The 25,136-nt window shown below is 57.2% G+C and carries 25 protein-coding genes and 2 tRNA genes; 12 read left to right on the plus strand and 15 right to left on the minus strand.

The window, feature by feature from the left end:
* Positions 1-2 precede the first annotated feature (2 nt).
* From pheT to NAV33_RS15920, 7 genes are all read right to left on the minus strand, one after another.
* On the minus strand, positions 3-2,381 hold the full coding sequence (gene pheT / locus NAV33_RS15890; RefSeq protein WP_255981767.1) for a phenylalanine--tRNA ligase subunit beta: 2,379 nt from the start codon (positions 2,379-2,381) through the stop codon (positions 3-5).
* A 38-nt stretch (positions 2,382-2,419) separates the two neighbouring features.
* Positions 2,420-3,436, minus strand: a complete 1,017-nt coding sequence (gene pheS, locus NAV33_RS15895; RefSeq protein WP_255981769.1) for a phenylalanine--tRNA ligase subunit alpha — start codon at positions 3,434-3,436, stop codon at positions 2,420-2,422.
* Between the two features lie 169 nt (positions 3,437-3,605).
* Entirely contained in the window at positions 3,606-3,962 is a 357-nt protein-coding gene (gene rplT / locus NAV33_RS15900; protein ID WP_019339387.1) for a 50S ribosomal protein L20, read from the minus strand.
* Between the two features lie 27 nt (positions 3,963-3,989).
* Entirely contained in the window at positions 3,990-4,184 is a 195-nt protein-coding gene (gene rpmI / locus NAV33_RS15905) for a 50S ribosomal protein L35 (protein WP_019339386.1), read from the minus strand.
* Between the two features lie 62 nt (positions 4,185-4,246).
* On the minus strand, positions 4,247-4,798 hold the full coding sequence (infC, locus tag NAV33_RS15910; protein ID WP_019339385.1) for a translation initiation factor IF-3: 552 nt from the start codon (positions 4,796-4,798) through the stop codon (positions 4,247-4,249).
* Positions 4,798-6,720: a threonine--tRNA ligase gene (gene thrS, locus NAV33_RS15915; protein WP_255981772.1), complete on the minus strand. Its 1,923-nt coding sequence runs from the start codon at positions 6,718-6,720 to the stop codon at positions 4,798-4,800. The genes infC and thrS overlap by 1 nt, the downstream gene beginning before the upstream one ends.
* 226 nt (positions 6,721-6,946) lie before the next feature.
* Positions 6,947-7,023: transfer RNA gene (locus tag NAV33_RS15920), tRNA-Val, on the minus strand.
* Between the two features lie 171 nt (positions 7,024-7,194).
* On the opposite strand from NAV33_RS15920, the gene NAV33_RS15925 reads away from it, so the two are divergent.
* Complete coding sequence (locus NAV33_RS15925; RefSeq protein WP_255981774.1) at positions 7,195-8,478, plus strand: NAD(P)/FAD-dependent oxidoreductase; 1,284 nt, start codon at positions 7,195-7,197, stop codon at positions 8,476-8,478.
* A 6-nt stretch (positions 8,479-8,484) separates the two neighbouring features.
* Here the strand turns inward: NAV33_RS15925 and NAV33_RS15930 are convergent, their stop codons facing one another.
* Together NAV33_RS15930 and NAV33_RS15935 are read right to left on the minus strand one after the other, a co-directional pair.
* The gene (locus tag NAV33_RS15930) at positions 8,485-9,438 is read right to left on the minus strand and encodes a PA2778 family cysteine peptidase (protein WP_255981776.1); all 954 of its coding nucleotides are present in this window, start codon (positions 9,436-9,438) and stop codon (positions 8,485-8,487) included.
* Positions 9,435-9,836 (minus strand): PA2779 family protein, encoded by a 402-nt coding sequence (locus tag NAV33_RS15935; RefSeq protein ID WP_255981778.1) that lies wholly within the window; start codon positions 9,834-9,836, stop codon positions 9,435-9,437. Before NAV33_RS15935 ends, NAV33_RS15930 begins: the two co-directional genes overlap by 4 nt.
* A gap of 184 nt (positions 9,837-10,020) precedes the next feature.
* On the opposite strand from NAV33_RS15935, the gene NAV33_RS15940 reads away from it, so the two are divergent.
* The gene (locus tag NAV33_RS15940) at positions 10,021-10,326 is read left to right on the plus strand and encodes an I78 family peptidase inhibitor (protein ID WP_255981780.1); all 306 of its coding nucleotides are present in this window, start codon (positions 10,021-10,023) and stop codon (positions 10,324-10,326) included.
* Between the two features lie 133 nt (positions 10,327-10,459).
* On the opposite strand, the gene NAV33_RS15945 is transcribed toward NAV33_RS15940, so the two are convergent.
* From NAV33_RS15945 to moaB, 3 genes are all read right to left on the minus strand, one after another.
* Positions 10,460-11,491 (minus strand): acyltransferase family protein, encoded by a 1,032-nt coding sequence (locus NAV33_RS15945; protein WP_255981782.1) that lies wholly within the window; start codon positions 11,489-11,491, stop codon positions 10,460-10,462.
* Between the two features lie 206 nt (positions 11,492-11,697).
* Positions 11,698-12,927, minus strand: a complete 1,230-nt coding sequence (gene glp / locus NAV33_RS15950) for a gephyrin-like molybdotransferase Glp (protein WP_423836670.1) — start codon at positions 12,925-12,927, stop codon at positions 11,698-11,700.
* A complete protein-coding gene (gene moaB / locus NAV33_RS15955) occupies positions 12,909-13,448 on the minus strand; it encodes a molybdenum cofactor biosynthesis protein B (protein ID WP_255981784.1) in 540 nt (179 codons plus the stop codon). Before moaB ends, glp begins: the two co-directional genes overlap by 19 nt.
* 64 nt (positions 13,449-13,512) lie before the next feature.
* Here moaB and mobA point away from each other — a divergent pair, with 64 nt between their 5' ends.
* From mobA to NAV33_RS15970, 3 genes are all read left to right on the plus strand, one after another.
* Positions 13,513-14,088 (plus strand): molybdenum cofactor guanylyltransferase MobA, encoded by a 576-nt coding sequence (gene mobA, locus NAV33_RS15960; protein WP_255982143.1) that lies wholly within the window; start codon positions 13,513-13,515, stop codon positions 14,086-14,088.
* A gap of 71 nt (positions 14,089-14,159) precedes the next feature.
* On the plus strand, positions 14,160-14,381 hold the full coding sequence (locus tag NAV33_RS15965) for a YgdI/YgdR family lipoprotein (RefSeq protein WP_255981786.1): 222 nt from the start codon (positions 14,160-14,162) through the stop codon (positions 14,379-14,381).
* 102 nt (positions 14,382-14,483) lie between these two features.
* Positions 14,484-14,560 (plus strand) — tRNA-Pro (locus NAV33_RS15970).
* 194 nt (positions 14,561-14,754) lie between these two features.
* On the opposite strand, the gene NAV33_RS15975 is transcribed toward NAV33_RS15970, so the two are convergent.
* Positions 14,755-14,991 carry a glutaredoxin family protein gene (locus NAV33_RS15975; RefSeq protein WP_255981788.1) on the minus strand — a complete coding sequence of 79 codons (237 nt, stop codon included), beginning with the start codon at positions 14,989-14,991 and terminating at the stop codon, positions 14,755-14,757.
* Positions 14,992-15,405: 414 nt separating this feature from the next.
* Between NAV33_RS15975 and NAV33_RS15980 the strand changes: the two genes are divergently transcribed.
* The 6 genes from NAV33_RS15980 to NAV33_RS16005 all read left to right on the plus strand — a co-directional run bounded on the left by NAV33_RS15980 (position 15,406) and on the right by NAV33_RS16005 (position 20,634).
* Entirely contained in the window at positions 15,406-16,671 is a 1,266-nt protein-coding gene (locus tag NAV33_RS15980) for an OprD family porin (protein WP_255981790.1), read from the plus strand.
* A 211-nt stretch (positions 16,672-16,882) separates the two neighbouring features.
* Complete coding sequence (locus NAV33_RS15985; RefSeq protein ID WP_255981792.1) at positions 16,883-17,302, plus strand: DUF883 family protein; 420 nt, start codon at positions 16,883-16,885, stop codon at positions 17,300-17,302.
* A gap of 17 nt (positions 17,303-17,319) precedes the next feature.
* Positions 17,320-17,700: a phage holin family protein gene (locus NAV33_RS15990; RefSeq protein ID WP_255981794.1), complete on the plus strand. Its 381-nt coding sequence runs from the start codon at positions 17,320-17,322 to the stop codon at positions 17,698-17,700.
* Complete coding sequence (locus NAV33_RS15995) at positions 17,697-17,999, plus strand: hypothetical protein (RefSeq protein WP_255981796.1); 303 nt, start codon at positions 17,697-17,699, stop codon at positions 17,997-17,999. The genes NAV33_RS15990 and NAV33_RS15995 overlap by 4 nt, the downstream gene beginning before the upstream one ends.
* 203 nt (positions 18,000-18,202) lie before the next feature.
* On the plus strand, positions 18,203-19,534 hold the full coding sequence (locus tag NAV33_RS16000) for a deoxyguanosinetriphosphate triphosphohydrolase (RefSeq protein ID WP_255981798.1): 1,332 nt from the start codon (positions 18,203-18,205) through the stop codon (positions 19,532-19,534).
* Positions 19,535-19,539: 5 nt separating this feature from the next.
* Positions 19,540-20,634: an FUSC family protein gene (locus NAV33_RS16005; RefSeq protein WP_255981800.1), complete on the plus strand. Its 1,095-nt coding sequence runs from the start codon at positions 19,540-19,542 to the stop codon at positions 20,632-20,634.
* Here NAV33_RS16005 and NAV33_RS16010 read toward each other — a convergent pair.
* Complete coding sequence (locus NAV33_RS16010) at positions 20,624-20,968, minus strand: YggL family protein (protein ID WP_255981802.1); 345 nt, start codon at positions 20,966-20,968, stop codon at positions 20,624-20,626. The two genes, NAV33_RS16005 and NAV33_RS16010, sit on opposite strands and share 11 nt — an antisense overlap.
* A 324-nt stretch (positions 20,969-21,292) precedes the next feature.
* Here NAV33_RS16010 and dacB point away from each other — a divergent pair, with 324 nt between their 5' ends.
* Positions 21,293-22,711, plus strand: coding sequence for a D-alanyl-D-alanine carboxypeptidase/D-alanyl-D-alanine endopeptidase (gene dacB / locus NAV33_RS16015; protein WP_255982145.1), 1,419 nt, complete (start codon positions 21,293-21,295; stop codon positions 22,709-22,711).
* Between the two features lie 97 nt (positions 22,712-22,808).
* Here dacB and rlmKL read toward each other — a convergent pair whose 3' ends face one another.
* Positions 22,809-24,989 (minus strand): bifunctional 23S rRNA (guanine(2069)-N(7))-methyltransferase RlmK/23S rRNA (guanine(2445)-N(2))-methyltransferase RlmL, encoded by a 2,181-nt coding sequence (rlmKL, locus tag NAV33_RS16020; RefSeq protein ID WP_255981804.1) that lies wholly within the window; start codon positions 24,987-24,989, stop codon positions 22,809-22,811.
* Positions 24,990-25,136: the final 147 nt, after the last annotated feature.

Genomic DNA, 25,136 nt, shown 5'->3' on the forward strand with positions numbered 1-25,136 from the left:
CGCTATTTCCTTAACGTGGCGTTGAACCTTTTTTCCAGGGAAGCGAGGATCTGCTGCATCGCACCACTCACCTCATCGTCGTTTAGAGTGCGCGAAGGGTGTTGCCAGGTCAAGCCGACTGCCACACTTTTGCTAAGCGGATCAATACCTTTACCTTGATATACATCAAATAGCTTGAGGTCCGTTAGGTTATCGCCAGCTGCCGTACGGATGCACCGCATCACATCGTCAGCCGACACCTCACGCCCTACCAGAATCGCCAGATCACGGCGCACTTCGGGGAAGCGGGATAGCTCGCTGAAACGCGGCAGCCGGCCTTCGCTGATTTCAGCAATCTGCAGTTCGAACAGATAGACCGGCTGATCGATACCCAGAGTGGCGGCCAGCTCAGGATGAAGACTGCCAACAAAACCGACCGGACGCCCTTCCCGCTCGATTCGGGCGGTTTGCCCCGGATGCAGAGCCGGGTGATCGCCAGCAACGAATTCATACGCCGCCGTATCGCCGACATACCCGAGCAAGGCTTCAACGTCGGCCTTCATATCATAGAAGTCAGCCGCAGCCCTTTCGTTGCCCCAGGCTTCCGGCAAGCGACTTCCTGTAATCACACCCGCCAGCATCGGCTCCTGCTTCAACTCGCCAAGCTGGCCGACGAAACGCAGACCGCTTTCGAACAGACGCACCCGCGTCTGTTGACGATTGAGGTTGTACTGCAAGGCTTTAATCAAACCCGGCCAAAGCGTTGCGCGCATAGCGGCCATGTCCGAAGAAATCGGGTTAGCCAGCTGCAGTGGCTCGACACCGGGGCTGAATAGCTCGAATAGCTTCGGGTCGATGAAGCTATAAGTAATCGCCTCCTGGTAGCCACGGGCCACTAACAAGCGGCGCAGAGCAGGTAGCTCTGCTCGAGCTTCCGGATTGGCCTCCGGCGCCAGGCGTGCCTGCGGGTAACGCACCGGTAGACGGTCGTAGCCATACAATCGGCCTAACTCTTCGATAAGGTCGACCTCAAGGCTAATATCGAATCGGTGGCTAGGCACACGAACTTCCCAACAATCCGTCGACTTTTCGACGATGCCGAGCCCCAAGGCAGACAGGAGCGAAACAACCTGATCGCCGCCCATGCTTAATCCCAGCATTTGATCGATACGATCCTTGCGCAGCAGTATCGGCGCAACGCCGGGAAGATCAGCTTCGCTAACGGCTTCGTTCACGGGACCGGCGCTGCCCCCGACAATCTCCAGCAGCAGAGCAGTGGCCCGCTCCATGGCCGAGCGGGCAAGCTGTGAGTCGACACCTCGTTCGTAACGATGCGATGCATCGGTATGTAAACCGTAAGATCGTGCTTTGCCGGCGAGGGCGATGGTGTCGAAAAAGGCGCTCTCAAGGAACAGGTCCTGAGTCGATGCACTTACGCCACTGTGCTCGCCACCCATGACCCCGGCAATTGCGAGCGCACGCTGATGGTCAGCTATAACCAGCGTATCTGCGCGCAGGGTTACCTCCTGCCCGTCTAGCAGGACAAGTTTTTCCTGATCCTCAGCCATCCGAACCCTGATACCACCGTTAATTTCGGCGAGATCGAACGCATGCAGCGGCTGTCCCAGCTCAAGCATTACGTAGTTAGTCACATCCACCACGGCATCGATGCTGCGAATATCCGAACGACGCAAGCGCTCGACCATCCACAACGGTGTTGGACGCGACAGATCGACATTGCGAATCACACGTCCGAGATACCGAGGACAGGCTTTCGGCGCCAGCACTTCAACCGGGCGCACCTCGTCATGACTCGCAGCAACCGGGTCGACATCGACTGGCGAAACCACCGCCCCGTAAATCGCTCCCACCTCACGCGCAAGCCCGGCAATCGACAGACAATCACCACGATTGGGGGTCAGGCCGATCTCGATGCTCGCATCATCCAAACCAAGATAATCACGAAGATGGCCTCCGACTGGCGCATCTGAAGCCAGCTCCATCAGTCCACTGTCATCAGCACCGACCTGCAGCTCGGTTTCCGAACACAGCATGCCATTGGACTCGACGCCGCGAAGTTTTGCCTTCGTGATGTTGAAATCGCCTGGCAGCTTGGCGCCAATCATGGCGAAGGGGATCTTCAAACCCGGCCGCACGTTGGGCGCTCCGCAAACCACCTGATACGTCTCACTGCCATTACTAACCTGGCATACACGCAACTTGTCAGCATCCGGATGCTGCTCGGCGCTCAGCACCTCACCCACGACCACACCACTGAATACGCCAGCGACCGGTGTCACCGCATCTACTTCGAGGCCGACCATTGATAGGCGCGCCACCAACTCATCGCGGGAAACTTGCGGATTGACCCACGTACGCAACCACTGCTCACTGAATTTCATCCTGCTCTCCTGAAAGATTCTTTGACGGGACTCTGGACCTAGCGAAATTGCGCCAGGAATCTCAGGTCGTTATCGAAGAACAGGCGTAAGTCGTTGACGCCATAACGCAACATGGCGAGCCGTTCGGCTCCCATACCGAAAGCGAAGCCCTGGTATTTTTCCGGATCGATACCGGACATGCGCAATACATTCGGATGCACCATGCCGCAGCCCATCACCTCTAGCCAGCCGGTCTGCTTGCAGACGCGACAGCCCTTTCCGCTGCACATCACGCACTGCATATCCACTTCGGCAGACGGCTCGGTGAACGGAAAGAACGAGGGGCGGAAACGGACACCCAGCGGCTTTTCGAAGAATACTCGCAAGAATTGCTCGATCGTCCCCTTCAAATCCGCGAAGCTGATGCCTTCGTCGACGAGCAGGCCTTCGACTTGGTGAAACATTGGGGAATGGGTGATATCCGAATCACAACGATAGACGCGACCCGGACAGACGATCCTGATCGGTGGCTGCTGCGATTCCATCGTGCGCACCTGGACTGGCGAGGTATGGGTACGCAAAAGCATGTTGGCGTTGAAATAAAAGGTGTCATGCATCGCCCGAGCTGGGTGATGCCCTGGAATATTCAGCGCTTCGAAGTTGTGATAGTCGTCCTCGACCTCTGGTCCCTCGGCGACGCTGTAACCGATATGGCTGAAAAATTGCTCGATTCGCTCGAGCGTACGGGTCACCGGATGCAAGCCACCCGAAACCTCACCACGACCGGGCAAGCTCACATCGATCCGTTCCGCAGCGAGCTTAGCGCTTAGCGCCGCCTGCTCAAGCTCAGCTTTTTTTGCATTCAGCTCGTCTTGGACTCGGCTCTTCGCTGCGTTGATCAACGCACCGGCTTTCGGGCGGTCCTCCGCGGACAATTTACCCAACGTCTGCATGACCAGCGTCAGCTCGCCTTTCTTGCCGAGGTATTGGACCCGGATCTGCTCCAGGGTATTGATGTCTTGACTATGTTGCACCGCCTCAAGCGCTTGCGAGACCAGTGCATCCAGGTTTTCCATTTACAACCTCCAGAGGTTCTTGCAGAACCGCACCAAGCAATTCGCCACTCGGGTCACATTGCCACGTGCACTTTTGCAAATGCCCCTTCAGATACGAAATAGGGGAAGAGCACAAGGCTCTTCCCCTATCGGTGACGCTACGAATCCGAAGATTCGATTGTCGATGGGCTTAGGCCAGAGAAGCTTTGGCTTTTTCGACAATTGCAGCGAAAGCTGCTTTTTCATTCACTGCCAACTCGGCTAGAACCTTGCGGTCGATCTCGATGGCTGCTTTTTTCAGGCCAGCAATGAAACGGCTGTAAGACAGACCGTTTACACGAGCGCCAGCGTTGATACGAGCGATCCAAAGAGCGCGGAACTGACGCTTCCGCTGACGGCGGTCACGGTAGGCATATTGGCCGGCCTTGATCACCGCTTGCTTGGCAACACGGAACACACGCGAACGAGCGCCGTAGTAGCCCTTGGCGAGTTTCAGAATTTTCTTGTGACGGCGACGAGCGACGACGCCACGCTTAACACGAGCCATGAGTTATTCCTCTGAGTCTTGACCGAATTAACGAACGCGCAGCATGCGCTCTACTTTTGCGTTGTCAGACGGGTGCATCAGAGATGTACCACGCAGCTGACGCTTACGCTTGGTAGACATTTTGGTCAGGATGTGGCTCTTGAAAGCGTGCTTGTGCTTGTAGCCATTTGCCGTCTTCTTGAAGCGCTTCGCAGCGCCACTTTTAGTCTTCATCTTTGGCATGTTCGGTACTCCACAGTGTGGGTGATTTCAAATAACCGCAAGGCCTGCCAGTGCCCTGGTGGTTATTTTTTCTTCTTGGGAGCGATGACCATGATCAGCTGGCGTCCTTCCATCTTTGGATGCTGTTCGACCGAACCGTATTCAGCCAGGTCACCCTCGACCCGCTTCAACAATTCCATCCCCAGCTCCTGATGCGCCATCTCACGACCGCGGAATCTCAACGAAACCTTGGCCCTGTCCCCGTCACTCAGGAAACGTACCAGGTTGCGTAGCTTGACCTGGTAGTCGCCCTCTTCCGTCCCTGGACGAAACTTTACTTCTTTAACCTGGATCTGCTTCTGGTTCTTCTTCGCTGCAGCGACCTGCTTCTTCTTCTCGAAGAGGTGCTTGCCGTAATCCATGATCCGGCAGACAGGAGGAACCGCATCGGCGGAAATTTCTACCAGATCCAATTTCGCTTCTTCAGCTATACGAAGCGCTTCATCAATAGAGACGATGCCAACCTGCTCGCCATCAGCACCAATCAAACGGACCTCACGAGCCGAGATATTCTCGTTGATCGGGGCCTTGGGTGCAGCTCGTTTATCCTGTCTCATTTCACGCTTAATAGTCATTACTCCAATTCTTGGCGACCACGCCGGGAAACCGCTTGTGCCAGCAACTGGGCGAAGTCGTCCAGGGGCATGGAGCCCAAATCGACGCCTTCACGGGTACGCACAGCAACGGCTCGTGTCTCGACCTCCCGATCTCCGATAACCAGGAGATAGGGAACCTTGAGCAAGGTATGCTCGCGGATTTTAAAGCCGATCTTTTCGTTTCTCAAGTCGCACTTGGCACGGAAACCGCTTTGATTAAGCGTTTTCTCTACTTCCGCGGCAAATTCCGCCTGCTTATCAGTGATATTCATCACCACGGCTTGGGTAGGCGCGAGCCATGCCGGGAACGCCCCTTCGTAATGTTCGATCAGGATGCCAATGAAGCGCTCGAACGAACCGAGGATCGCACGGTGCAACATGACCGGCGTCTTGCGACTGTTATCTTCAGCAACATAGCTCGCATCGAGGCGCTGAGGCATATTCGGGTCGTACTGCAGCGTCCCGCATTGCCAAGACCGCCCCAAGCAGTCAAGTAGCGTGAACTCGATCTTCGGACCGTAGAACGCACCCTCTCCCGGCAAATACTCCCAAGGCAAACCAGCCGCGTCCAGTGCACCTGCCAGCGCAGCCTCAGCACGATCCCAGAAGGCATCGTCACCGACGCGCTTGTCGGGTCGCGTAGACAACTTCAGCTTGATATCGCTGAAACCGAAGTCAGCATAGACCTGCATCGTCAACTTGATGAAATCTGCCGCCTCGGCACTGACCTGCTCCTCGGTACAGAAAATATGTGCATCATCTTGGGTGAAACCACGGACGCGCATGATTCCGTGCAGCGCACCAGACGGCTCGTTGCGGTGGCAGGAGCCAAATTCAGCGAGACGCAGCGGCAATTCGCGGTAGCTCTTGAGCCCCTGATTAAATACTTGGACATGGCATGGGCAGTTCATCGGCTTGATCGCGTAATCGCGGCTTTCCGACTCGGTGGTGAACATATTCTCTGCGTAGTTGCCCCAATGCCCGGATTTCTCCCAAAGGCTACGATCCACGACCTGCGGCGTCTTGATTTCCTGATAGCCGTTCGCGCGTTGCACACCACGCATGTACTGCTCAAGTACCTGATAGATGGTCCAGCCGTTGGGATGCCAGAACACCATACCCGGCGCCTCTTCCTGGGTATGGAACAAGTCAAGCCGCTTGCCGATCTTGCGATGGTCGCGCTTCTCCGCCTCTTCAATACGCTGGATGTAGGCAGCGAGCTGCTTCTTGTCCGCCCAAGCTGTGCCGTAAACGCGCTGCAGCTGCTCGTTCTTTGCATCGCCGCGCCAATATGCGCCGGACAGCTTGGTCAGCTTGAAGGATTTGAGGAAACGAGTATTCGGCACATGCGGGCCACGGCACATGTCGACGTATTCTTCGTGGTAATACAACCCCATCGCCTGCTCGTCGGGCATATCCTCAACCAGACGCAGCTTGTAATCTTCACCGCGGGACTGGAACACCTCAATGACTCCAGCGCGCGGCGTAACCTTCTTGATCACATCGTATTCGGTGTCGATCAACTGCTTCATGCGCTGTTCGATTGCAGCCATATCATCTGGCGTGAACGGCCGCTCGAAGGCGATATCGTAATAGAAGCCTTCGGCGATGACTGGGCCGATTACCATTTTCGCGGATGGATAGAGCTGCTTGACGGCATGCCCAAGCAAGTGCGCGCAGGAGTGACGAATGATTTCCAGCCCCTCTTCATCCTTCGGCGTAATGATCTGCAGGGTCGCGTCGTTTTCGATCAAATCGCAGGCATCGACCAGCCGACCGTTCACCTTGCCAGCAAGAGTCGCTTTGGCAAGACCAGCACCTATTGACTGAGCCACATCGGCAACGGAAACCGGAAGATCGAACGAACGCTGACTACCGTCAGGAAGAGTAATGGTGGGCATGGCGCCTCCTCTCCTAGTGGTGACCCCTACCAAAGGCCACATGGGTTGGGATGAGCCAGGAAAGCGACCCGCTGGATAACCCGCCGCACAATGGCAGGAGCCCGAAGGCTGATCCAAGCGAACCGAAGTCACTGGAAAACATGGGGAGCACGGATGCTTTCAGAAAGCCGCCACGCTGACAAGCAAGGCATAAAAAAAGGGCCGCTAGCGCGACCCTTTTCGGAATTGGTAGGCACAATTGGATTCGAACCAACGACCCCCACCATGTCAAGGTGGTGCTCTAACCAACTGAGCTATGTGCCTCCGATGGACGCGCATTCTAGAGATCCGCCTGACAGAGTCAAGCGTTTTTTCGCTAAGCCCCTGATAACTGTAATTTTTGACGCAAAAGAATGATCGCCTGTCTTCGCTTATGGCATCAACGACGTTGTAGGGATAGCATCGGCGTCAAATATTGAGAACAGGGATAACAAAATGTCGCACACACCCTACCCCTCTTCGTATTACGCCGCCTCGGCAAACCCGGCGCCTATCCGCGAAACCTTGGGCAGCGATGTTGAGGCTGACGTCTGCATTGTTGGCGCAGGCTACACCGGACTATCGACTGCGTTGTTCTTGCTTGAGCACGGGTTCCGGGTCGTTATCCTAGAGGCGGCCAAAGTCGGCTTCGGCGCATCCGGGCGCAACGGCGGCCAGATCGTCAATAGCTATAGTCGCGACCTCGACGCTGTCGAGCGCAGCGCCGGCAGCGATGAAGCACGGCTGATCGGGGCGATGGCATTCGAAGGCGGACGAATCATTCGCGAGCGCGTCGCACGCTACAACATCGAATGCGATCTGAAGAACGGAGGCGTGTTTGCCGCTTTCAATCCAAAGCAAATGCATCACCTCGAGACCCAGAAGGCTCTCTGGGAGCGCTACGGTTACGATCAGCTGGAAATGCTCGATCACAACGGCATTCGAAACGTAGTGGCATGCGAGCGCTATACGGGCGGGATGCTGGATCACAGCGGTGGCCATCTCCATCCGCTCAACCTTGCGCTCGGCGAAGCGGCAGCAGTCGAATCGTTGGGTGGCGTCATCTACGAGCAAAGCCCGGCGATCCGCATCGACCGCGGAAGCAGCCCACGCGTTCACACCGAGCGCGGCCAGGTGACGGCCAAGTTCGTGGTCGTCGCGGGAAACGCTTACCTCGGAGGACTGGTACCCGAGCTAGCGGCCAAGTCCATGCCCTGCGGTACGCAGGTCATCGCCACGGAACCCCTCGATCCAGAGCTCGCAGCGAAGTTGCTGCCTCAGGACTACTGCGTCGAGGACTGCAACTATCTTTTGGATTATTACCGGCTATCCGCCGATAACCGGCTGATCTACGGAGGCGGAGTGGTTTATGGCGCGCGTGACCCGGCCGATATCGATTCGATCATTCGCCCGAAAATGCTAAAGACGTTCCCACAGCTGCGCGGCATCAAGACAGAGTTCGCCTGGACCGGTAACTTTCTGCTGACACTGTCTCGCCTACCGCAAGTTGGACGGCTTGGCGACAACATTTATTACTCTCAAGGATGTAGCGGCCACGGCGTGACCTATACGCATGTCGCAGGAAAAATTATTGCCGAGGCCTTGCGGGGGCAAGCTGAACGCTTCGACGCCTTTGCCAGCCTGCCACACTACCCATTTCCCGGCGGGCAGACATTCAGTGCCCCGTTCAGCGCGCTCGGCGCGCTGTATTACAGCCTGCGTGACAGGGTAGGTTTCTAGGCAGCGCTAATGTACTGGGCACGGAGGCGGCGCTTCGCACGCAGCCATTTCGTCGCCCTGCACCGCCGGCAATTCAGCTGTAAACCGTTCATCCTCAGGAGCCAGCTTCACGGCGCATGCACGTGCTCTCGATGACTGCGCAGTACAGCCCCGCTCTGCCAATACTTGCGACAGGTTGAACCACCCCGCGGCGAAGGTTTCGTCACGCTGGACGCTGGTCCGTAGCGCACGCTCTGCGGCGCGCTTGTCGCCTTGCGCGTACCAGCTGTTGCCAAGAGCAAACCAGGACAAACCACCGGACCAGCGCTTTGCTGCCGTTTCGTAGGCCTGCTGGGCGGCATCTATGTGCCCGGTTTGCTCCAGATCGTTCGCAGCCTTCAGCCACAGCGTTTCCTTAGCAGTCTGCGGCAGCTGATCGGGCATAACCGTCACCATCGCCCAACGATCGCCCTTGGCCCAGCTTCGCTCGAACTGCCGAAAACTGCCTATCCATCGTCGGGTCGTCCCGGATCGCAGAACGATGGTTTGAGTTGTTAGGTCATACCCCACCACAACCGCGAAATGCCACTGCGGCCAGCGATCGAACGCAAGATTCTGCAGTACCAGAACGGGATTGCCCGCTGCCACTTCGGTTAACAAAGCTTCTAACCTTGGCTCAACGGGATAAACCAACAGATCGTGAGCCCGAGCGGCAGCGACCATTTCGACCTGGAGGCTGCCCTTGCGCTCCGGCAAATAGACGCGCTCCACGAGCTGATCCGGTCCGGTGTTTACACCGCGCTGGACAAGCATCGTGGCAAGAGCAGCCGGCCCGCACTGGTAGGCTGCCTGAGGAAAGAACGGGACCTCAGCGAGCTCAACCTGCTCGGGGAGCTCCGCAGAGCCAATCGGAATGATCGGCGTACGCGCGCATGCCCCGAGTAGGAGGACAGCAGACAGCAGGACTAGTCGCCGGATCAACGGTTAATGCAGTTGATGAAGTTGAAGATATTAGTCGCGCAAAGCAGGTCAGTAATGATGAAAATCACCAGGAACAGCACGATGATTCCCACCACACCGGCACCTGCCGGCGCCTGATCCAGCTGCTGATTGAATTGGGCGAGTTCTGCCGGCGTCAGGCTGTTAATTCGCTGCTCGACCTGGTCACGTTCGACGCCCATCGACACGAGCTTCTTCTGGACATCTTTGTCTTCAAGCATCGTCAGCAGCTGCTGGCGATCCACTTGCTGCTGTTGTTCGGCAATAATCTCCGGGGTGCCGATCATCGCCGCATGAGCCAAGGGGATTTGCGCAAATAGCATGAAATGCATCGCGGCCAGAATGCTGGCTACACGCTTCATCACGGATGAGTTGAACATGGCGGAACTCCTTATCTTTATTCGTCGGCCCGGCGCAGTTTGCAGGGCTATCGATGCTAAGACGGCGCCGCTGTTCCGCCAGTTCCCTTGCGCGTAACTGTTTCAACAGCCGACCGGTTGCCATATTTAGCTCATCAGCTCGTCATATATTCACGCCCGCTACCCAACTAAAAAGGAAAACGCCATGCAGGCCATTCGATCAATCGCTCTGATGCTGCTCAGCTCTGCTCTGATCGGCTGCCAATCACAGCTGCCAGAACCAATGCAAGGCTCGAACGGCACAGCAGGACGATGCAACGCCTCAGCGGTCCAGAAGCTTGTAGGAGAACAGGCAAGCCCTGAGTTACTGGATCAGGCGCGCCATCAAAGCGGGGCAACCATTGCCCGCATCCTTCGGCCTGGAGACGTCGTCACGCTGGAGTACAACGACCAGCGTTTGACTTTGTCGACGGACGAAACGCTAAAAATCCAACGGATTGGTTGCGGCTAGCCAAATCACCTTTCCGCTGCGGCTCAAGCCCGGACTTCCCTCCGCTCGCGCGGCGACTTTGCCGGGCTGCGGCATCCCCCAGCGCCAAGGCTGACGATGAAGTTGGCCCAATCATGGCGAGTGAACGCTTCGGCTAGTTCGCCAATGCCCTGCGCATCCGAAGATTGGTCGCAGAAACCAGCTTCGGTGGGGTCAATAGGAAGTAAAAGTTGTAGCGCTTGATGATGACCTGCGCCAGCAACGGTGCCATGAGACCAATCAAGGTTCCGACCATTAAGTGGACTGGGATCGAATCGATGCCCAGGAAGCGACTAAGGATCACTCGAACCCCGCTTCCGGCCAGAATATGCATCAGATAGATGGTCATGGAAGAGGCGCCGATGAACAACAGCCACTCCATGCGAATCTGGCCCAGCCACATCGACAAGGCAATCACGAAAAGGATCGAAATGGTTGCCAGCACAAGCACCGGCAAACCCCCTACTTCCCAATTCAAGCCAAAGGTGATGTGGAATAGATATTGGCCAATCACGAACATCGTACCGAACAACAAGGTGAGCGGAACATAACGAGCAAGGAAGAACGCTTTAACCTCGTTAAACCATACACCGAGCGCGAAAAATACTGCGTTGCCAAAGATGAACCCGCCGACATTACCCAGAGGTAAGTCCTGGTTGAACACGTAGAGGACGCCGAAGACCAAAAGTATGGGTAGAAAGTAGCGGCGATCGGCCTTGGCATAAACGAAAGAGCAGACAACGAAAACCAGAAACAGCGCATAGAGGAACCAGAACTGCGCGCGCGGCGACCAGAGCAACGAGAACACTTGTACTAACGTGACCTGCCCGTTGGTGTAGTTCGACAATGCCACTTCGGTCAGGCCCTGCAACAGCGACCATACAATGAAGGGATAAACGATCGTGTCTACCTTGTTGACGATGAGCCCCGTCTTTCCCCGCTTCATCAGCGAGTCGTAGAAGAACAAGCCCGACAGGAAAAAGAATAGCGGCATATGGAAGGTGTAGATGATGCTGTCGACGAGAAGGTATTTGCCCTCTTCCATTGGCAACCCGGCGTTGAATACCCCGCGCGCAACATGTCCATAGACCACCAGAATGATCCCAATGGCTTTGGCGTAATCGACCCAGGCGTTTCTTTCCTGCATCTACATCCCTCCCTGTCTTTGAGGCAATACCAGACACATCTCTGGCCAGACATGGCCGCAGATGGGAAAAGTAGACAATGAAAAATGCGATCAGTTTATTGCCGGAGCCAACTTACCTGATATTCGTCAGCGTCTCGCGTCGTAGCGCACGCACCTAATCGAACCTCAGCCCCGTCTAATACAAAATGCCAGAGGCACGAAGCTAATCAGCCGAGCAATTCGGTAAATGAAATAAAGGGCACGGAATCACCCGCCTGCAACTGGCTGTGCTCTTGTATTTCTACCAATCCATCTGCCCAGGCTGCACTGCGCAATATTGACGAACTCTGGTTTGGATACAGCACCGCCCTACCCGACTCGATACGAGCTCTTAAATATTCGCGACGCGTGCCGGGCTTGGTCCAACTGAACCCCGCAGATACAGAGAAGCGCAGTGGATCTAGCTGCGAAGCACCCATGCGGCGAAGCATGTAAGGTCGCGCCAGCAGGCCAAAGGTAACCAACGTAGACGCCGGATTGCCAGGCAATCCGATGACCGCAACACCCCGATAGTTACCGCAGGTCAGCGGCTTGCCTGGCTTGATTGCCAATTTCCAGAGCGTCAATTCCCCCTCGTCCCGCAGCACTTGCCCTAGGAAATCAGCTTCACCAACCGACACACCACCCGTAGAGAGAATGAGATCAACCTCATGCAACGCCGCCAGGCATTGTCGAACCCGCACAGGATCATCCGGTACGATTCCAGCGTCGACAACCTCGCAACCCAAGCGCTGCAACCAGTGACGCAACAGCATTCGATTGCTGTTGTAAATCTGTCCCGGCATCAGTGCCTCACCCGGCTCAACCAGTTCGTTTCCGGTGGAAAGCAATGCCACTTTGAGCTTCCGGCGCACTTTCAGTTGCGGCGCACCTAACGAAGCGGCGAGCCCCAGCTCAATCGCCCCCAGGCGCACACCGGCTTCGAGCACCGTATCGCCGCACCTCGCCTCGCCACCCTGGGGGCGGACGTGCTGACCAGGCTGTATCGGTTCGACGAAGCGCACCCGACCATCGCCAAGCACCTCGATGTTCTCCTGCATCTCCACGCTGTCCGCGCCTTCCGGCATCGGTGCGCCCGTGAAAATTCGTGCGCAACAACCCGGGAGCAGCGGCTGCGGCTGGGTGCCGGCAAAGATTTTCTGGCAAACCGTCATCGGTTGGCCATCCAGGTCTGCCGCTCGCAACGCATAACCGTCCATCGCGCTGTTAGGCCATGGCGGCAGATCCAGCTGCGCAACTAGCGGTTCAGCCAGTATCCGGCCGACCGCGCCATCGATCGAAACGCTCTCGACTTCCTGAACCGGTGCGGCTTCCGCTTGCTTGAGCAATGCTTCGAGCGCCTGCTCTACTGACATCAACGCTGGCGATTCGACACGGGTCATGAACGGATCTCGCATGGCGCAGCCTGCTTGAGATGAGGCACGAAATTGCATGGACGATGGCGCGCATCGAGTTGCTCCGCGAGGATGCCATCCCATGCGGTTCGACAGGCATTGGTCGAGCCCGGTAGACAACAGACTAGCGTCGCATTTGCCAGCCCCGCCAACGCTCGCGACTGAACGGTGGAACTGCCGATGTCGGGCACCGATATTTGGCGAAACAGCTCGCCAAATCCGTCAACCTGCTTGTCCAGCAGGCAGCCAATCGCTTCCGGCGTGCTGTCGCGAGCGGTAAATCCGGTGCCGCCAGTAATCAACACCACTTGTACGGCGTCTTCGGCGATCCAGGTCGCGACCTGAGCGCGGATCCGATAAAGATCATCCTTGAGCAACACTCTCGCAGCGAGCCGGTGCCCTGCGGCAACTACACGGTCGACGAGTAACTGCCCGGAAGTATCGGTTTCCAAAGAACGGGTATCGCTGACCGTCAGGACAGCAATATTCAAAGCAACAAAAGGCTGATCAGCGAGGTGACTCATAAAGGGTTCCGGTTGTTGGACTCAATTGCAGGTGTTATATCACAGGCTTTTGCCGGAGAACTTGATGGACCAGAGCAGGCTCCCAGATTGCTCGATTCTTCTGCTGGCCGGAGGGCGCGGACAGCGAATGGGCGGGCAAGACAAGGGGTTGATTGAGTGGCACGGCAAGCCGCTCGTGGCCTGGCTACATGCGATAGCACGGCCGTTGACCGATGACTTGCTTGTCTCCTGCAACCGCAACCAGGAGCGCTACGCGCCCTTCGCCGACCGGCTGGTAGGTGACGATGAACCAAACTTCCCCGGCCCGCTTGCGGGTATACGCGCAGGCCTTGCGGCGGCTCGCCACTCTTGGTTGATGATATTCCCGTGCGATGCGCCGCTGATCGACAAGGCATTGGTCGCGCAGCTCTACGCGGCTGCGCAGGATGAACCGGACACACCAATAATGGCCCGACGGGGCGATCAATGGGAGCCGCTTTTCTGCATCATCCCGGTCAGTCTTGCTTGCGCTATTGAAACCGCGTGGCACGCGGGAGAGCGAAGCAATCGCGAGATACTACTGGCACTTGGAGCGCGCAGCCTAGATCTGGACGAAAACGATCCCCGGCTTGCCAATCTGAACTCGCCCAACCTGCTTTGAGGTAGCTCTGCCGCGGGGAACTTAGCGCCGCCGACCGCCGTCACAGACGCAACTACCATGAGGAGATCATCATGCGCACAGGAACCGGAGCCGCCCTTGCATTACTTGCAGGATTGGCTTTGCTATCAGGCTGCTCAAACCCTAGCGTCATCACGCTAAACGATGGCCGCGAAATCCAGACACTGGACCACCCGGACTATGACGATGAAGCTGGCTTCTATGAATTCGAGGGCATCGACGGCAAACCAGGTAGAGTGAACAAAGACCAGGTTCGTACCGTTCAGGAACTCTAAATGGCGCATTCAGCCACTCAGTGGCAATTTCCTGGGAAGCGTTAAAACCGCGTTCCAAGCGCTTGTGAAGTAAATGTTTTTCTGTAAAATGCGCGCCATCTTCGGAGCGTAGCGCAGCTTGGTAGCGCGTCTCGTTCGGGACGAGAAGGTCGCTGGTTCGAATCCAGTCGCTCCGACCATTCCCGGCATCAGCGTTGATAAAGTCTGATGTAAGAAAACCGGCCTTTGGCCGGTTTTTTCGTTTCTCTAGCTGAATTTTATCTACAGCCCGAACGGCCTTAAACCCGCCCACTCGTTAGTTGCATCCAGGCACTTGCCGCGCCGACGGTGACTATCAACTCGCAACTTCCAAGTTGCCGGTTCTCGCGATCACTCACCGCAAAAACCATACGACTTGTTCTATCTCGAATGGCCAGTCCAATTCGGCACCCGTATCAACTCGTCGCAGCACGGGTATGCGCAACCCATAGTCGTCGACCCATTCGGGCCTATCTGCCACATCAAGCAACTCTACTAACAGGCCATGCTCCACCAGCAGCAAAACTACCGCCTCGGCCTGCTCACATAGGTGGCAACCCAGCGTACCAAACAATTGACACTCAGGAAGCATAGATACGGCTCTTTTGACATTTTGGCCAAATGCAATTCTAGCAGCCTCATCGTGATGCAATTCCCTCAATCTCACCCTATCCTTTTGGTGTAGCCGAGCGAAAAAAAGTGTGACTTCGAACTCACTCAAACGACGGTTTGATTTATGGGTTCGACTAGTGACCAGCAAAACGCTAGGATGCGGCAGCCCAAGCGGACTTAGAGCTGCAGGGCCGGACGTGTAAGCGCGTATCGGTAGCGCCACTCAATGCTTCATCGAGTCGGAACAAGAGCGACTACCGAGCGGAACCGCGAACACTGCTACGCTTAGGCCTTAAAGACTAAGGTCTAAGGGCTGAAAATAACTATGTAGTGCTTTATTGCATGGCGCCGTAAAGAGCGACTTCAGAGCATCATCCAACGAGGAGAACAAGAAATGCTCAAGACCCCAATCGCCCGGGGCGTGGCCCTAGCCACTCTGGGAGCAACACTGGCCATCCCTACCATGGCTCAGGCTGCGTTTTTCGAAGACAGCAAGGCAAGCTTGGAACTGCGTAACTTCTATCACAACTCAGACAACCATGTAGTTGCTGCGCCTACCGCAGCAAATCCGCGTGGCGGGCAGTCCAAGTCCGAAGAATGGGCGCAGGGTTTCATCTTTAAATATGAATCCGGATTTACCGAAGGCACAGTTGGTTTCGGTATAGACGCCATTGGCTTGCTGGGCCTGAAGCTGGATTCCAGCGCAGACCGCGTCGGCACCGGACTTCTTCCGGGCGCATACGCCGACGACGAAAGTGCCCCTGACGACTACGGACGCATTGGCGGCGCTGCAAAAGCTCGCTACTCCAAAACCACTCTGAAAATCGGCGAGATGATTCCAAAGCTGCCGACCATCCTGCCGAGCGACTCGCGCCTGCTGCCACAGACCTTCCGCGGCGGTATGCTGACCTCCCAGGAAATTGACGGCTTGACCGTCAACGTCGGCCGGATGACTGAAACTAGCTTGCGTAGCGAAGCCGGTTTTGCAGATCTTGGGATGTCCAATGCGGGAGACGATGGTGAGGCTTCCGACAAGTTCGATTTCGCCAGCTTGAAGTATCAGTGGAACAAGCAACTGACGACTTCTTACGACTACGGCAATTTGGACAAGAACTATAAGCAGCACATCCTCAACTTGGTACACGTGCTGCCACTGGGTGAGAAGCAGTCGTTCAAGAGCGACATTCGCTACGCCCACTCCACCGAAGACGGCAACAGCAACGTGGATAACAAGGCCTTCGGTGCCATGTTCACCTACAGCCTAGGTGGTCACGCATTCGGTGCAGCCTATCAGGACATGAGCGGAGACACCGGCTATCCCTACATTGCTGGCGGCGACGCGTTCCTGGTCAACTATGTCATGGTCGACCCGACCTTCGCCGATCCGGACGAAAAGTCGTGGCAGCTTCGCTATGACTACAACTTCGCCGCCATGGGCGTTCCAGGTCTGACCTTCATGACACGCTATGTGAAGGGCACAGATGCCGGCGCTGATGGTAACGGCAGCGAGTGGGAGCGTGACACCGACATCGGCTACGTCATGCAGAGCGGTGCCCTGAAGAATCTGGGTGTCAAGCTGCGCAACGGTACCTACCGTGGCGAAGGTCGCGAGATTGACCAGACCCGCTTCATCGTTAGCTACACAATCCCGCTGATGTAATAGCGGCTACCGCATGCGAATGCAGTAGATAGAAAACCCGCTTCGGCGGGTTTTCTTTTTTATGCTTATCATGCTGAAGCCAAGCTGATGCATTGTCCGACTGCACCGATAGCTAAACGACCAAACCGAAACGGGAACCTTGCGCCACTGTCACGCTCGAAATTGAGAGACCGGGACCTTTCGTCCCTGCGAAACTCAAGAGGAGCTGCAGATGTCTACCGAATCCACTTTCGGCACCAGCGACAACACCCCGATCCCCGACGGAACCACCGGAACTATAGGATCCACGGGGACCACCGCACCGCTGATCGATAAATCGGCGCACCGTCGCAACCTCCAGGCCGCTCAGAACGCCCTTATTGAGGAGTTCCACACCCTGATCGGTGACACCGAGCGGCTGCTCAAGCATACGCAGGACTCCGCAGGCACGCAGACCGAAGAGCTGCGCGGCAAGATTAACGCCAACCTGAGCCGTGCGCGTCAAATGCTCAAAGAACAGGAAGGTTCTCTACGTGAACAGAGCCAGGCTGCCATCCAGTGCACTGAAGAGTACGTCCACACTCACCCGTGGCAATCGATCGGCATCGCGGCGGGAGTCGGCTTTCTCCTTGGCCTGATCACCCGCCGCTGATCTGGGGAGCGATTCCTATGGAAGCCAAGCACTCCGATGAAGCTCCCGCGCCTTCGCTGAAAAAGATGGGCAGCGCGCTTGCAGGCCTCTTGCAAGGGCATCTGGAGCTGGTCGGGATAGAAATCCAGGAAGAAAGAGCCCGGGTGTTCAAGCTGTTTCTTCTGGCAAGTATCAGCCTGATACTCGGTTTGCTGATTCTGGTAGGCCTCTCGGCAGCGATTGTCATCGCATTCTGGGAGACGAACCCCATCGCTGCAATTCTCGTTCTCTGCTTGGTATACGCAATCGCCCTGGCGGTATGCATCAGCCGTGCAGTCCGTCTCGCCAAGGAGAGCGCTTCGCCCTTCCAGGCGACGGTCGAGGAACTGGCCCGCAATCGGGAGCGTTTACTGCCATGAGCCTTCCCCTTAGCACCTCTAGCGACCTAACCATGCGCAAGGACCTCGTTCGGTTGCGCATGGAGATGAACCGTCAGCAGATTCTTTATCACTCGCAGCCACTGGCCCACCCATTCCAACGGATCAAGGGAATGGTAGCGAATCGCGGCGCGGCTTCAGAACATCATGTCCCGAAGGGCCCCTTGATGATTGCCACGACTTTGGGACTGGCACTCTTCGGCCGTCGCCTAGGCAAGGTGGGCAAACTTGCTCGACTGGGAATCATGCTGTACCCAGTGATCCGAAAGCTGCGTCAGTAGAAGGTTACAGAGCTGATATAGCCAGTCCAGCACCGTTGACAGTCAAGCCACGAAATATGTCTTATGGTTGGATTGTCAGTAAGTGCTGTAGGCTGGCGCATGCGCTGGATTATGCATAACAGGATGCGCCGCCTTACTCGACGGCCGGCCGTTACATTGCGCTTGCAGCCGGTACCCACTGGCAACATCAAGGAGGTTGTTCTTTGGATTGGCACACCCTGCTCAATCGTGAACGGCTCGGGAAATCCGCTCACAGCAATGAAGAACTTGGTCGAAGTCCGTTTCACAAGGATCACGACAGGATCATTTTCTCTGGAGCGTTCCGTCGTCTTGGGCGTAAAACCCAGGTGCATCCGGTTTCCAGCAACGATCATATACACACCCGCCTCACCCACTCGCTGGAGGTCAGTTGTGTCGGCCGGTCGTTAGGCATGCGGGTCGGCGAAGTATTGCGCGAGGGCATGCCGGAATGGTGCAGCCCGGCGGATCTCGGAATGATCGTTCAGTCGGCCTGCCTTGCTCACGACATCGGCAATCCACCTTTCGGGCACTCAGGCGAAGACGCCATTCGCTATTGGTTTCAACAGGCCGCCGGACGTGGCTGGCTGGATGCCATGAGCGACGCCGAGCGAGCCGACTTCTTGAACTTCGAGGGCAACGCCCAAGGTTTTCGTGTACTGACCCAGCTCGAATACCACCAGTTCGACGGCGGCACCCGGCTTACCTACGCCACCCTTGGTGCTTATCTGAAATACCCCTGGACGTCGCGCCACGCCGAAGCGCTTGGCTACAAGAAACACAAGTTCAGCTGCTACCAGAGCGAACTCCCACTGCTCGAACAAATTGCCTCGAAGCTTGACCTACCGAAATTGGACGAGCAGCGCTGGGCACGTCATCCGCTGGTTTATCTGATGGAGGCGGCAGACGACATTTGCTACGGCCTCATCGATCTAGAGGATGGTCTGGAGATGGACCTGCTCAATTATTCAGAGGTCGAGTCCTTACTGCTCAGCCTGGTTGGCGATGACCTGCCTGAAACCTATCGCCAGCTGGGCCCAAAGGATTCACGCAGGCGCAAGCTGGCAATTCTAAGAGGCAAGGCCATCGAACATCTCACCACCGCCGCTGCGCGCGCGTTCGTCGAACAGCAGAACGCATTGTTGGCGGGCAGCCTTGCCGGAGATCTGGTCGATCACATGCATGGCCCTGCCAAGCAATGCGTCGTGCAGGCCAAAGCCATGGCACGAGAAAAGATCTTTCAGGACAAACGCAAGACGCTGCATGAGATCGGCGCCTATACCACGCTCGAAATATTGCTCAATGCGTTTTGTGGCGCTGCACTGGAGCAACACGGTGGCCGCACTCCGTCATTCAAGAACCGGCGCATCATGGACTTGCTTGGCGGCAATGCTCCCGATCCTGAGCGTCCTCTGTATGACGCCTTCGTACGGGTGATCGACTTTATCGCGGGTATGACCGACAGCTACGCCACAGAGATGGCCGGCGAGATGACCGGACGTTCGAGCCCGATGTGAGCCAAATGAAGAAGTCGTTGTGGAAGATGATCGGTTGGCAACCAGGCCGTCCCGCCTGGGGGGCGGCGGCTGTCGCGGGGCTGGGTTGCGCATTACCGCTTATGCTTGGGCTGTTCAGTGGTCATGCCGGCTTCCTCTGGGCCACGGTCGGCGCCTTCCAGGCTGCCAAGGCAAATCCGTTGCACCGCCTCGGCATGCTGCGAATGCTATTGCTGATTGGGCTCGGTGCCGGTAGCGCGGGACTCGGGTTCTGGTCAGCAATTCATCCTCTGATCAGCCTTGGCCTGTTTGCCTTCTATGGCTTGCTACTCGCATGGCTGCAACGTTACGGCAACGAGGCTGGCAAGCTTGGCATCGGCCTTGCCATCTGTCTTTGTCTCGGTCAGGGCCAGCACGGTATTGGCGACTTCAATAATCCTCAAGCGATTGCAGCGCTGTTCGCCTTGGGAGGACTGTGGGTCACGCTACTGGCGTTCGGCCTGCGCGGCATGCACGGACTGCGTATGTGGCCGTATATGCCCCGCCTGTTCAGCTTGATGAAAGTCCTGCGTCGCAGAGCACGGCGCACGCCGATTCGCCAGTGGCGGCTGCATGCGTCGACCTACATGCTGGCTGCGGCGGTGGGCGGCCTGATCGTCACTATCGCCGATCTTCCACGCGGTTATTGGCTAACGTTGGCCGTCTTCACAACCCTGCAGATGAACCTACAGCGCAGCCTCGTTCGTGCGTTACAAGCCAGTATCGGAATTCTATGCGCAGCGGCGGTGCTGATTTATATGGGTCATAGCTTGGCCGATCCGCCGATGATGGTAATGATCATGCTGCCGCTGGTGATGCTCAGCCGGGCATTCCAGGCGCATCATTACGGGCTGTTCGTACTACAGACGACGTTGAGCTTTGTCCTGCTGGCCGAAACCCTTGCGCAAGATTGGGGATTGCCGCAACTGCGTCTGATCAATGCCGCAATTGGCGTCGGCGTGGCTGTGGCCGTTACCTTGCTGATGTATCTGCTACGTCGGTTGGTCGTTCGAATTGCATTGCGCAGATCCGGACAACCAACCGCAACCGATCAGGACACGAATGACTCGATCACGCCTTAGCGTTGATCTCGTTCTCCGGATACCAAACGTCCATCAACGGGCTTACGTTGAATTCAGATAGTTCGCTGCGGCCCTTGAGCCATGCCTCGACCTGGCCGCGCTGCTCCTCGTTGACCGAGCCACGGCTGGCCAGGCATACGAAACCGTAGTCCTCACCGCCGATATAACCCAGACCATTTACTTCGATGGCCTCGTTCAGAAAGGCTTCCAGAAATTCGTCCACCGCCTTGGCTTCAAGACCCTCACGGTAGGTCAAATTCACTTCGAAACCCAGTTCCTGGAATTCGTCGACACAGAGTTTTTTGCGCAAACGACGCGAGCGATTGGTAGCCATTGAATCGGACCTTTTTCTGACTTGATAACGGCGCGCACTCTAACAGCAACGCCGCGCTTGTGCGATGCGGACAGCAGGTCGCAGCGCAGCTTGTCTGGAAAACGCATCAATTGCTGAATTCCTTTTGCAGCGCTCTGAAGTCACCGGCTACGCTTGCCAGATGAGAAGTACGTCACCTCTCAGGCATGGGCCTAATGGCCCGTCATTCTTCCCTGAACGCTGTAGGGAACCTTCATGTCGATGATTTCCGGTGTACCTGTCCCAGCCGATCGGGGCAGAGGTATAAGCAAGTTTCTAAGCCGTATAGCAATTGCCGCACTGGCGATGCCACTGGCCTTCCCTGCGCTTGCCGAGCAGGTCAATCAGACCCTGCCGCCACGCGTGGCGCAGGCTCTAAAGGCGAACAAAATCGAGAGTAGTGCATTGTCGGTCGTCATGCTGCCGCTCAATAGCAACGCGTCGCCGACGTTCGTGAATGCCGACGTGTCAGTCAATCCCGCATCGACCATGAAGCTGATCACAACCTATGCCGCCTTAGAGCTGTTGGGCCCCGATCACGAATGGAAAACGGAGTTTCATGCCGACGGGCCTATTGAAAACGGCACGCTGAACGGCAACCTTTATCTAAAGGGTGGCGGCGACCCTAAGCTCAACATGGAGAAGCTCTGGCTGTTGTTGCGTGATCTGCGAGCCAATGGCGTCCAGACCGTGACTGGCGATCTGGTTCTCGACCGCAGCCACTTTGTGCAGCCGACGCTGCCGGTCTTCGATGACGATGGCAATGACAAGAACAAACCCTTCCTGGTCGGGCCAGACTCTTTGTTGATCAATCTCAAGGCGCTTCGCTTTATTGCCCGCAACGATGGTGGCAAGGTGAACGTAGTCGTCGAGCCGCCGATCGCCGCGGTTCGCGTCGACAACCGCATCCAGGCCCTGCCAAAAGCCAAATGTCCCGGCTGGCCGGACATTCGCTACAACCCGATCAAGGATGCAGATGGCGTTACCGTCGTGGTGACGGGCAAGCTTCCGGCCGGATGTAGCGGCCAGACCTACCTGTCCCTGCTCGACCACCAGCAATACGCCGCCGGTGCCGTCCGTGCGATCTGGAAGGAACTGGGCGGCAGCATTCTCGGCACTGATCGGGTTGCTCAGGTGCCCAAGGACGCACGAATGATCGCTCGCGCCTACTCACCGGATCTGGTCGAAATCATCCGCGACATCAACAAGTACAGCAACAACACCATGGCGCGGCAGCTGTTCCTGAGCCTGGGCGCTGAATTTCGCAACGAAGCGGACGCCGATGACGCCAAGGCTGCACAACGAGTGATCCGTCAGTGGCTAGCGAAAAAGGGATTGATCTCACCCCACTTGGTCATGGAAAACGGTTCAGGCCTTTCGCGTGCCGAGCGGGTCAGCGCGCGAGAGCTCGCCAGTTTGCTTCAAGCTGCCTGGCAGAGCCCGTACGCGGCCGAATTCATCTCGTCGATGCCTCTCGCGGCAATAGACGGCACCATGCGCAAGCGCTTGCGCAACACCGGCGTTGCCGGCAAGGCGCATATCAAGACCGGAACCTTGAACACGGTGCGGGCAATCGCCGGTTACAGCCGCGACAACGACGGCAATACCTGGGCGGTCGTCGCGATCCTCAACCACCCACGCCCGTGGGGCGCCTCGTCGGTGCTGGATCAGGTGCTGGTCAGCCTATACAACCGCCCGAGCAACAAAAGCACGGCGCAACGTTAGTCAGGAGCGCCGGCGGCTTAATGCCGTCGGCGTAGCCAACCGGCCCATCTCACAGCATCGCCATCAAAAGGCTGGCCGCCCGGCCATCGCCCACCAGTCAGCGCGCCTGAAATTTCCAGGCCTGATGAATCTTGCTGTTTCGGCGGAAGTCCTCGTCCAGCGTGGCGCTGGTAACTTCTTCGACGGCGTAACGCTCGGTAATGCCTGCGTCGAGCACGAATTTGCGGAAGTTGTTGGAGAAATACAGCGTACCGCCTGCTGCCAATCGCGCCATTGCCAAGTCGAGCAACGCGACATGATCACGCTGGACATCGAAGACACCTTCCATACGCTTCGAGTTAGAGAAGGTCGGCGGATCGATGAAAATCAAATCGTACTCGCCACGGTCTTCTTCCAGCCAGGCCATTACATCCGCTTGCTCCAGACCCTGTCGATCGGACAGGCCATTGAGCGCCAGATTGCGCCGCGCCCAATCCAGATAGGTTTTCGACAAATCGACACTGGTAGTGCTGCGAGCGCCGCCCTTGGCGGCGTGCACCGTGGCAGTAGCCGTGTAGCAATACAGGTTGAGGAAGCGCTTGCCAGCGGCTTCGCGCTGAATGCGCAGGCGCATCGGGCGATGATCGAGGAACAGCCCGGTGTCCAGGTAATCGGTAAGATTCACTAGGAGCTTGACGCCGCCTTCGCTGACTTCGAGAAATTCTCCCTGGCTGGCCTGACGCTCGTACTGACGCGTTCCGCTCTGGCGCTCGCGGCGCTTGACCACTACCCGGTCACGGGAAATACCCAGCGCCTGGGGAATCGCGCCGAGTGCGTCGTACAGACGCGCCTGGGCTTTCTCCGGGTCAATCGAGCGTGGCGGTGCATATTCCTGCACGTGCACCCATTCACCGTATAGATCGATAGCCAGCGCATACTCCGGCATGTCCGCGTCATACAGGCGGTAGCATTCGATACCTTCCTTACGGGCCCATTTGCCCAGAAGCCGCAGATTTTTCTGCAATCGGTTTGCAAACATCTGCCCGCCTTCGCTGAGGCGCGCCAGTTCCTCCGCTGGTTCCTGATCGGCGTGACACTCGGTGGACGTCGTACGCCGGCCGGTGACGAACTGATCCAGCTCCACCTTGATCAACAAAAGCTTGCAGGGCAGCGCACCGTTCCAGAAGGCGTATTGCTTGTGACTACGGATGCCCATGCGCTTGCCGAGGTCCGGGGCGGAGGTCAGCACTGCCGATTCCCAGCCAAGGCAGGCCTGTCGCAGGCGCTCACCGAGATTCTGGTAAAGATAGACCAGGCTCGCTTCATCGCCCAGACGCTCGCCATAGGGTGGATTGCAGATCACCAAGCCTTTCTGATTCTGATCGGGCCGAGGCTCGAACGTCGCCACATCGCCTTGATACACACGAATCCAACTCGCCAGCCCGGCTCGCTCGATATTGTTCTTGGCCGGCTGTATCAGCCGCGGATCCGCCTCGTAGCCGCGTATCCACAGCGGCTTTCTGGCTAGACCCGCCTCGGCACGCGCCTGCGCTTCTGCATGCAAACGATTCCAGATCGCCGGAACGTGCCCAAGCCAGGCACTGAAGCCCCAACGCTCACGGCGCAGGTTCGGCGCAATATCTGCCGCCATCATGGCGCCTTCGATGAGAAAGGTGCCGACGCCACACATCGGGTCCGTCAGCGCGCCGCCGGATGCGGCAATACGAGGCCAGCCAGCGCGTATCAGTACGGCGGCGGCGAGGTTTTCCTTTAGCGGCGCGGCACCTTGCTGCAGACGGTAGCCGCGCTGATGCAGGCTGTGCCCGGAAAGGTCGAGGGAAAGTACCGCCTGCCCGCGATCCAGACGCAGGTGTATGCGAAGGTCCGGATTCAACTTGTCGACGCTCGGGCGCTCACCGGAAGCTGTGCGAAGGCGATCGACGATGGCATCCTTGACCTTCAACGCGCCGAAGTGAGTGTTATCGATTCCCGATCCGTGACCACTGAATTCCACCGCCAGGCTGCCAGTCGCCTCGAGGTGCTCCGACCAGTCGATCCGGTGGACTCCGTCATACAGCGTTTCAGCGTTTTCCGTGGCGAAACGATCGATCACCAGCAATACGCGGTTGGCCAGTCGCGACCAGAGACACAACCGATACGCAACTTCCATGCCGGCGAACCCGCGAATCGCGGCGGTCTGTTCACGCGCCTCTTCGAGTCCTAGCCCAACGGCTTCTTCGAGCAACAGGCCTTCGAGTCCCTTGGGGCAGGTGAGGATAAGTTCGTGGCGATCAGTCATGGCATTTCCAGAAAATATTTAGATTCGGTTGGGGCTTGGCCCGACCCCGGATCGGCTTCAACATTTTGTATCGATTCCCGCTGTCTTCCATCGGAGTACAGGAGCAGCAGGGCCGCAATGGGTCTCACGAGCGTCACGGTTCGCGCG

It is taken from the genome of Stutzerimonas stutzeri (assembly GCF_024448715.1).
GTDB classification, from domain to species: domain Bacteria; phylum Pseudomonadota; class Gammaproteobacteria; order Pseudomonadales; family Pseudomonadaceae; genus Stutzerimonas; species Stutzerimonas stutzeri_AR.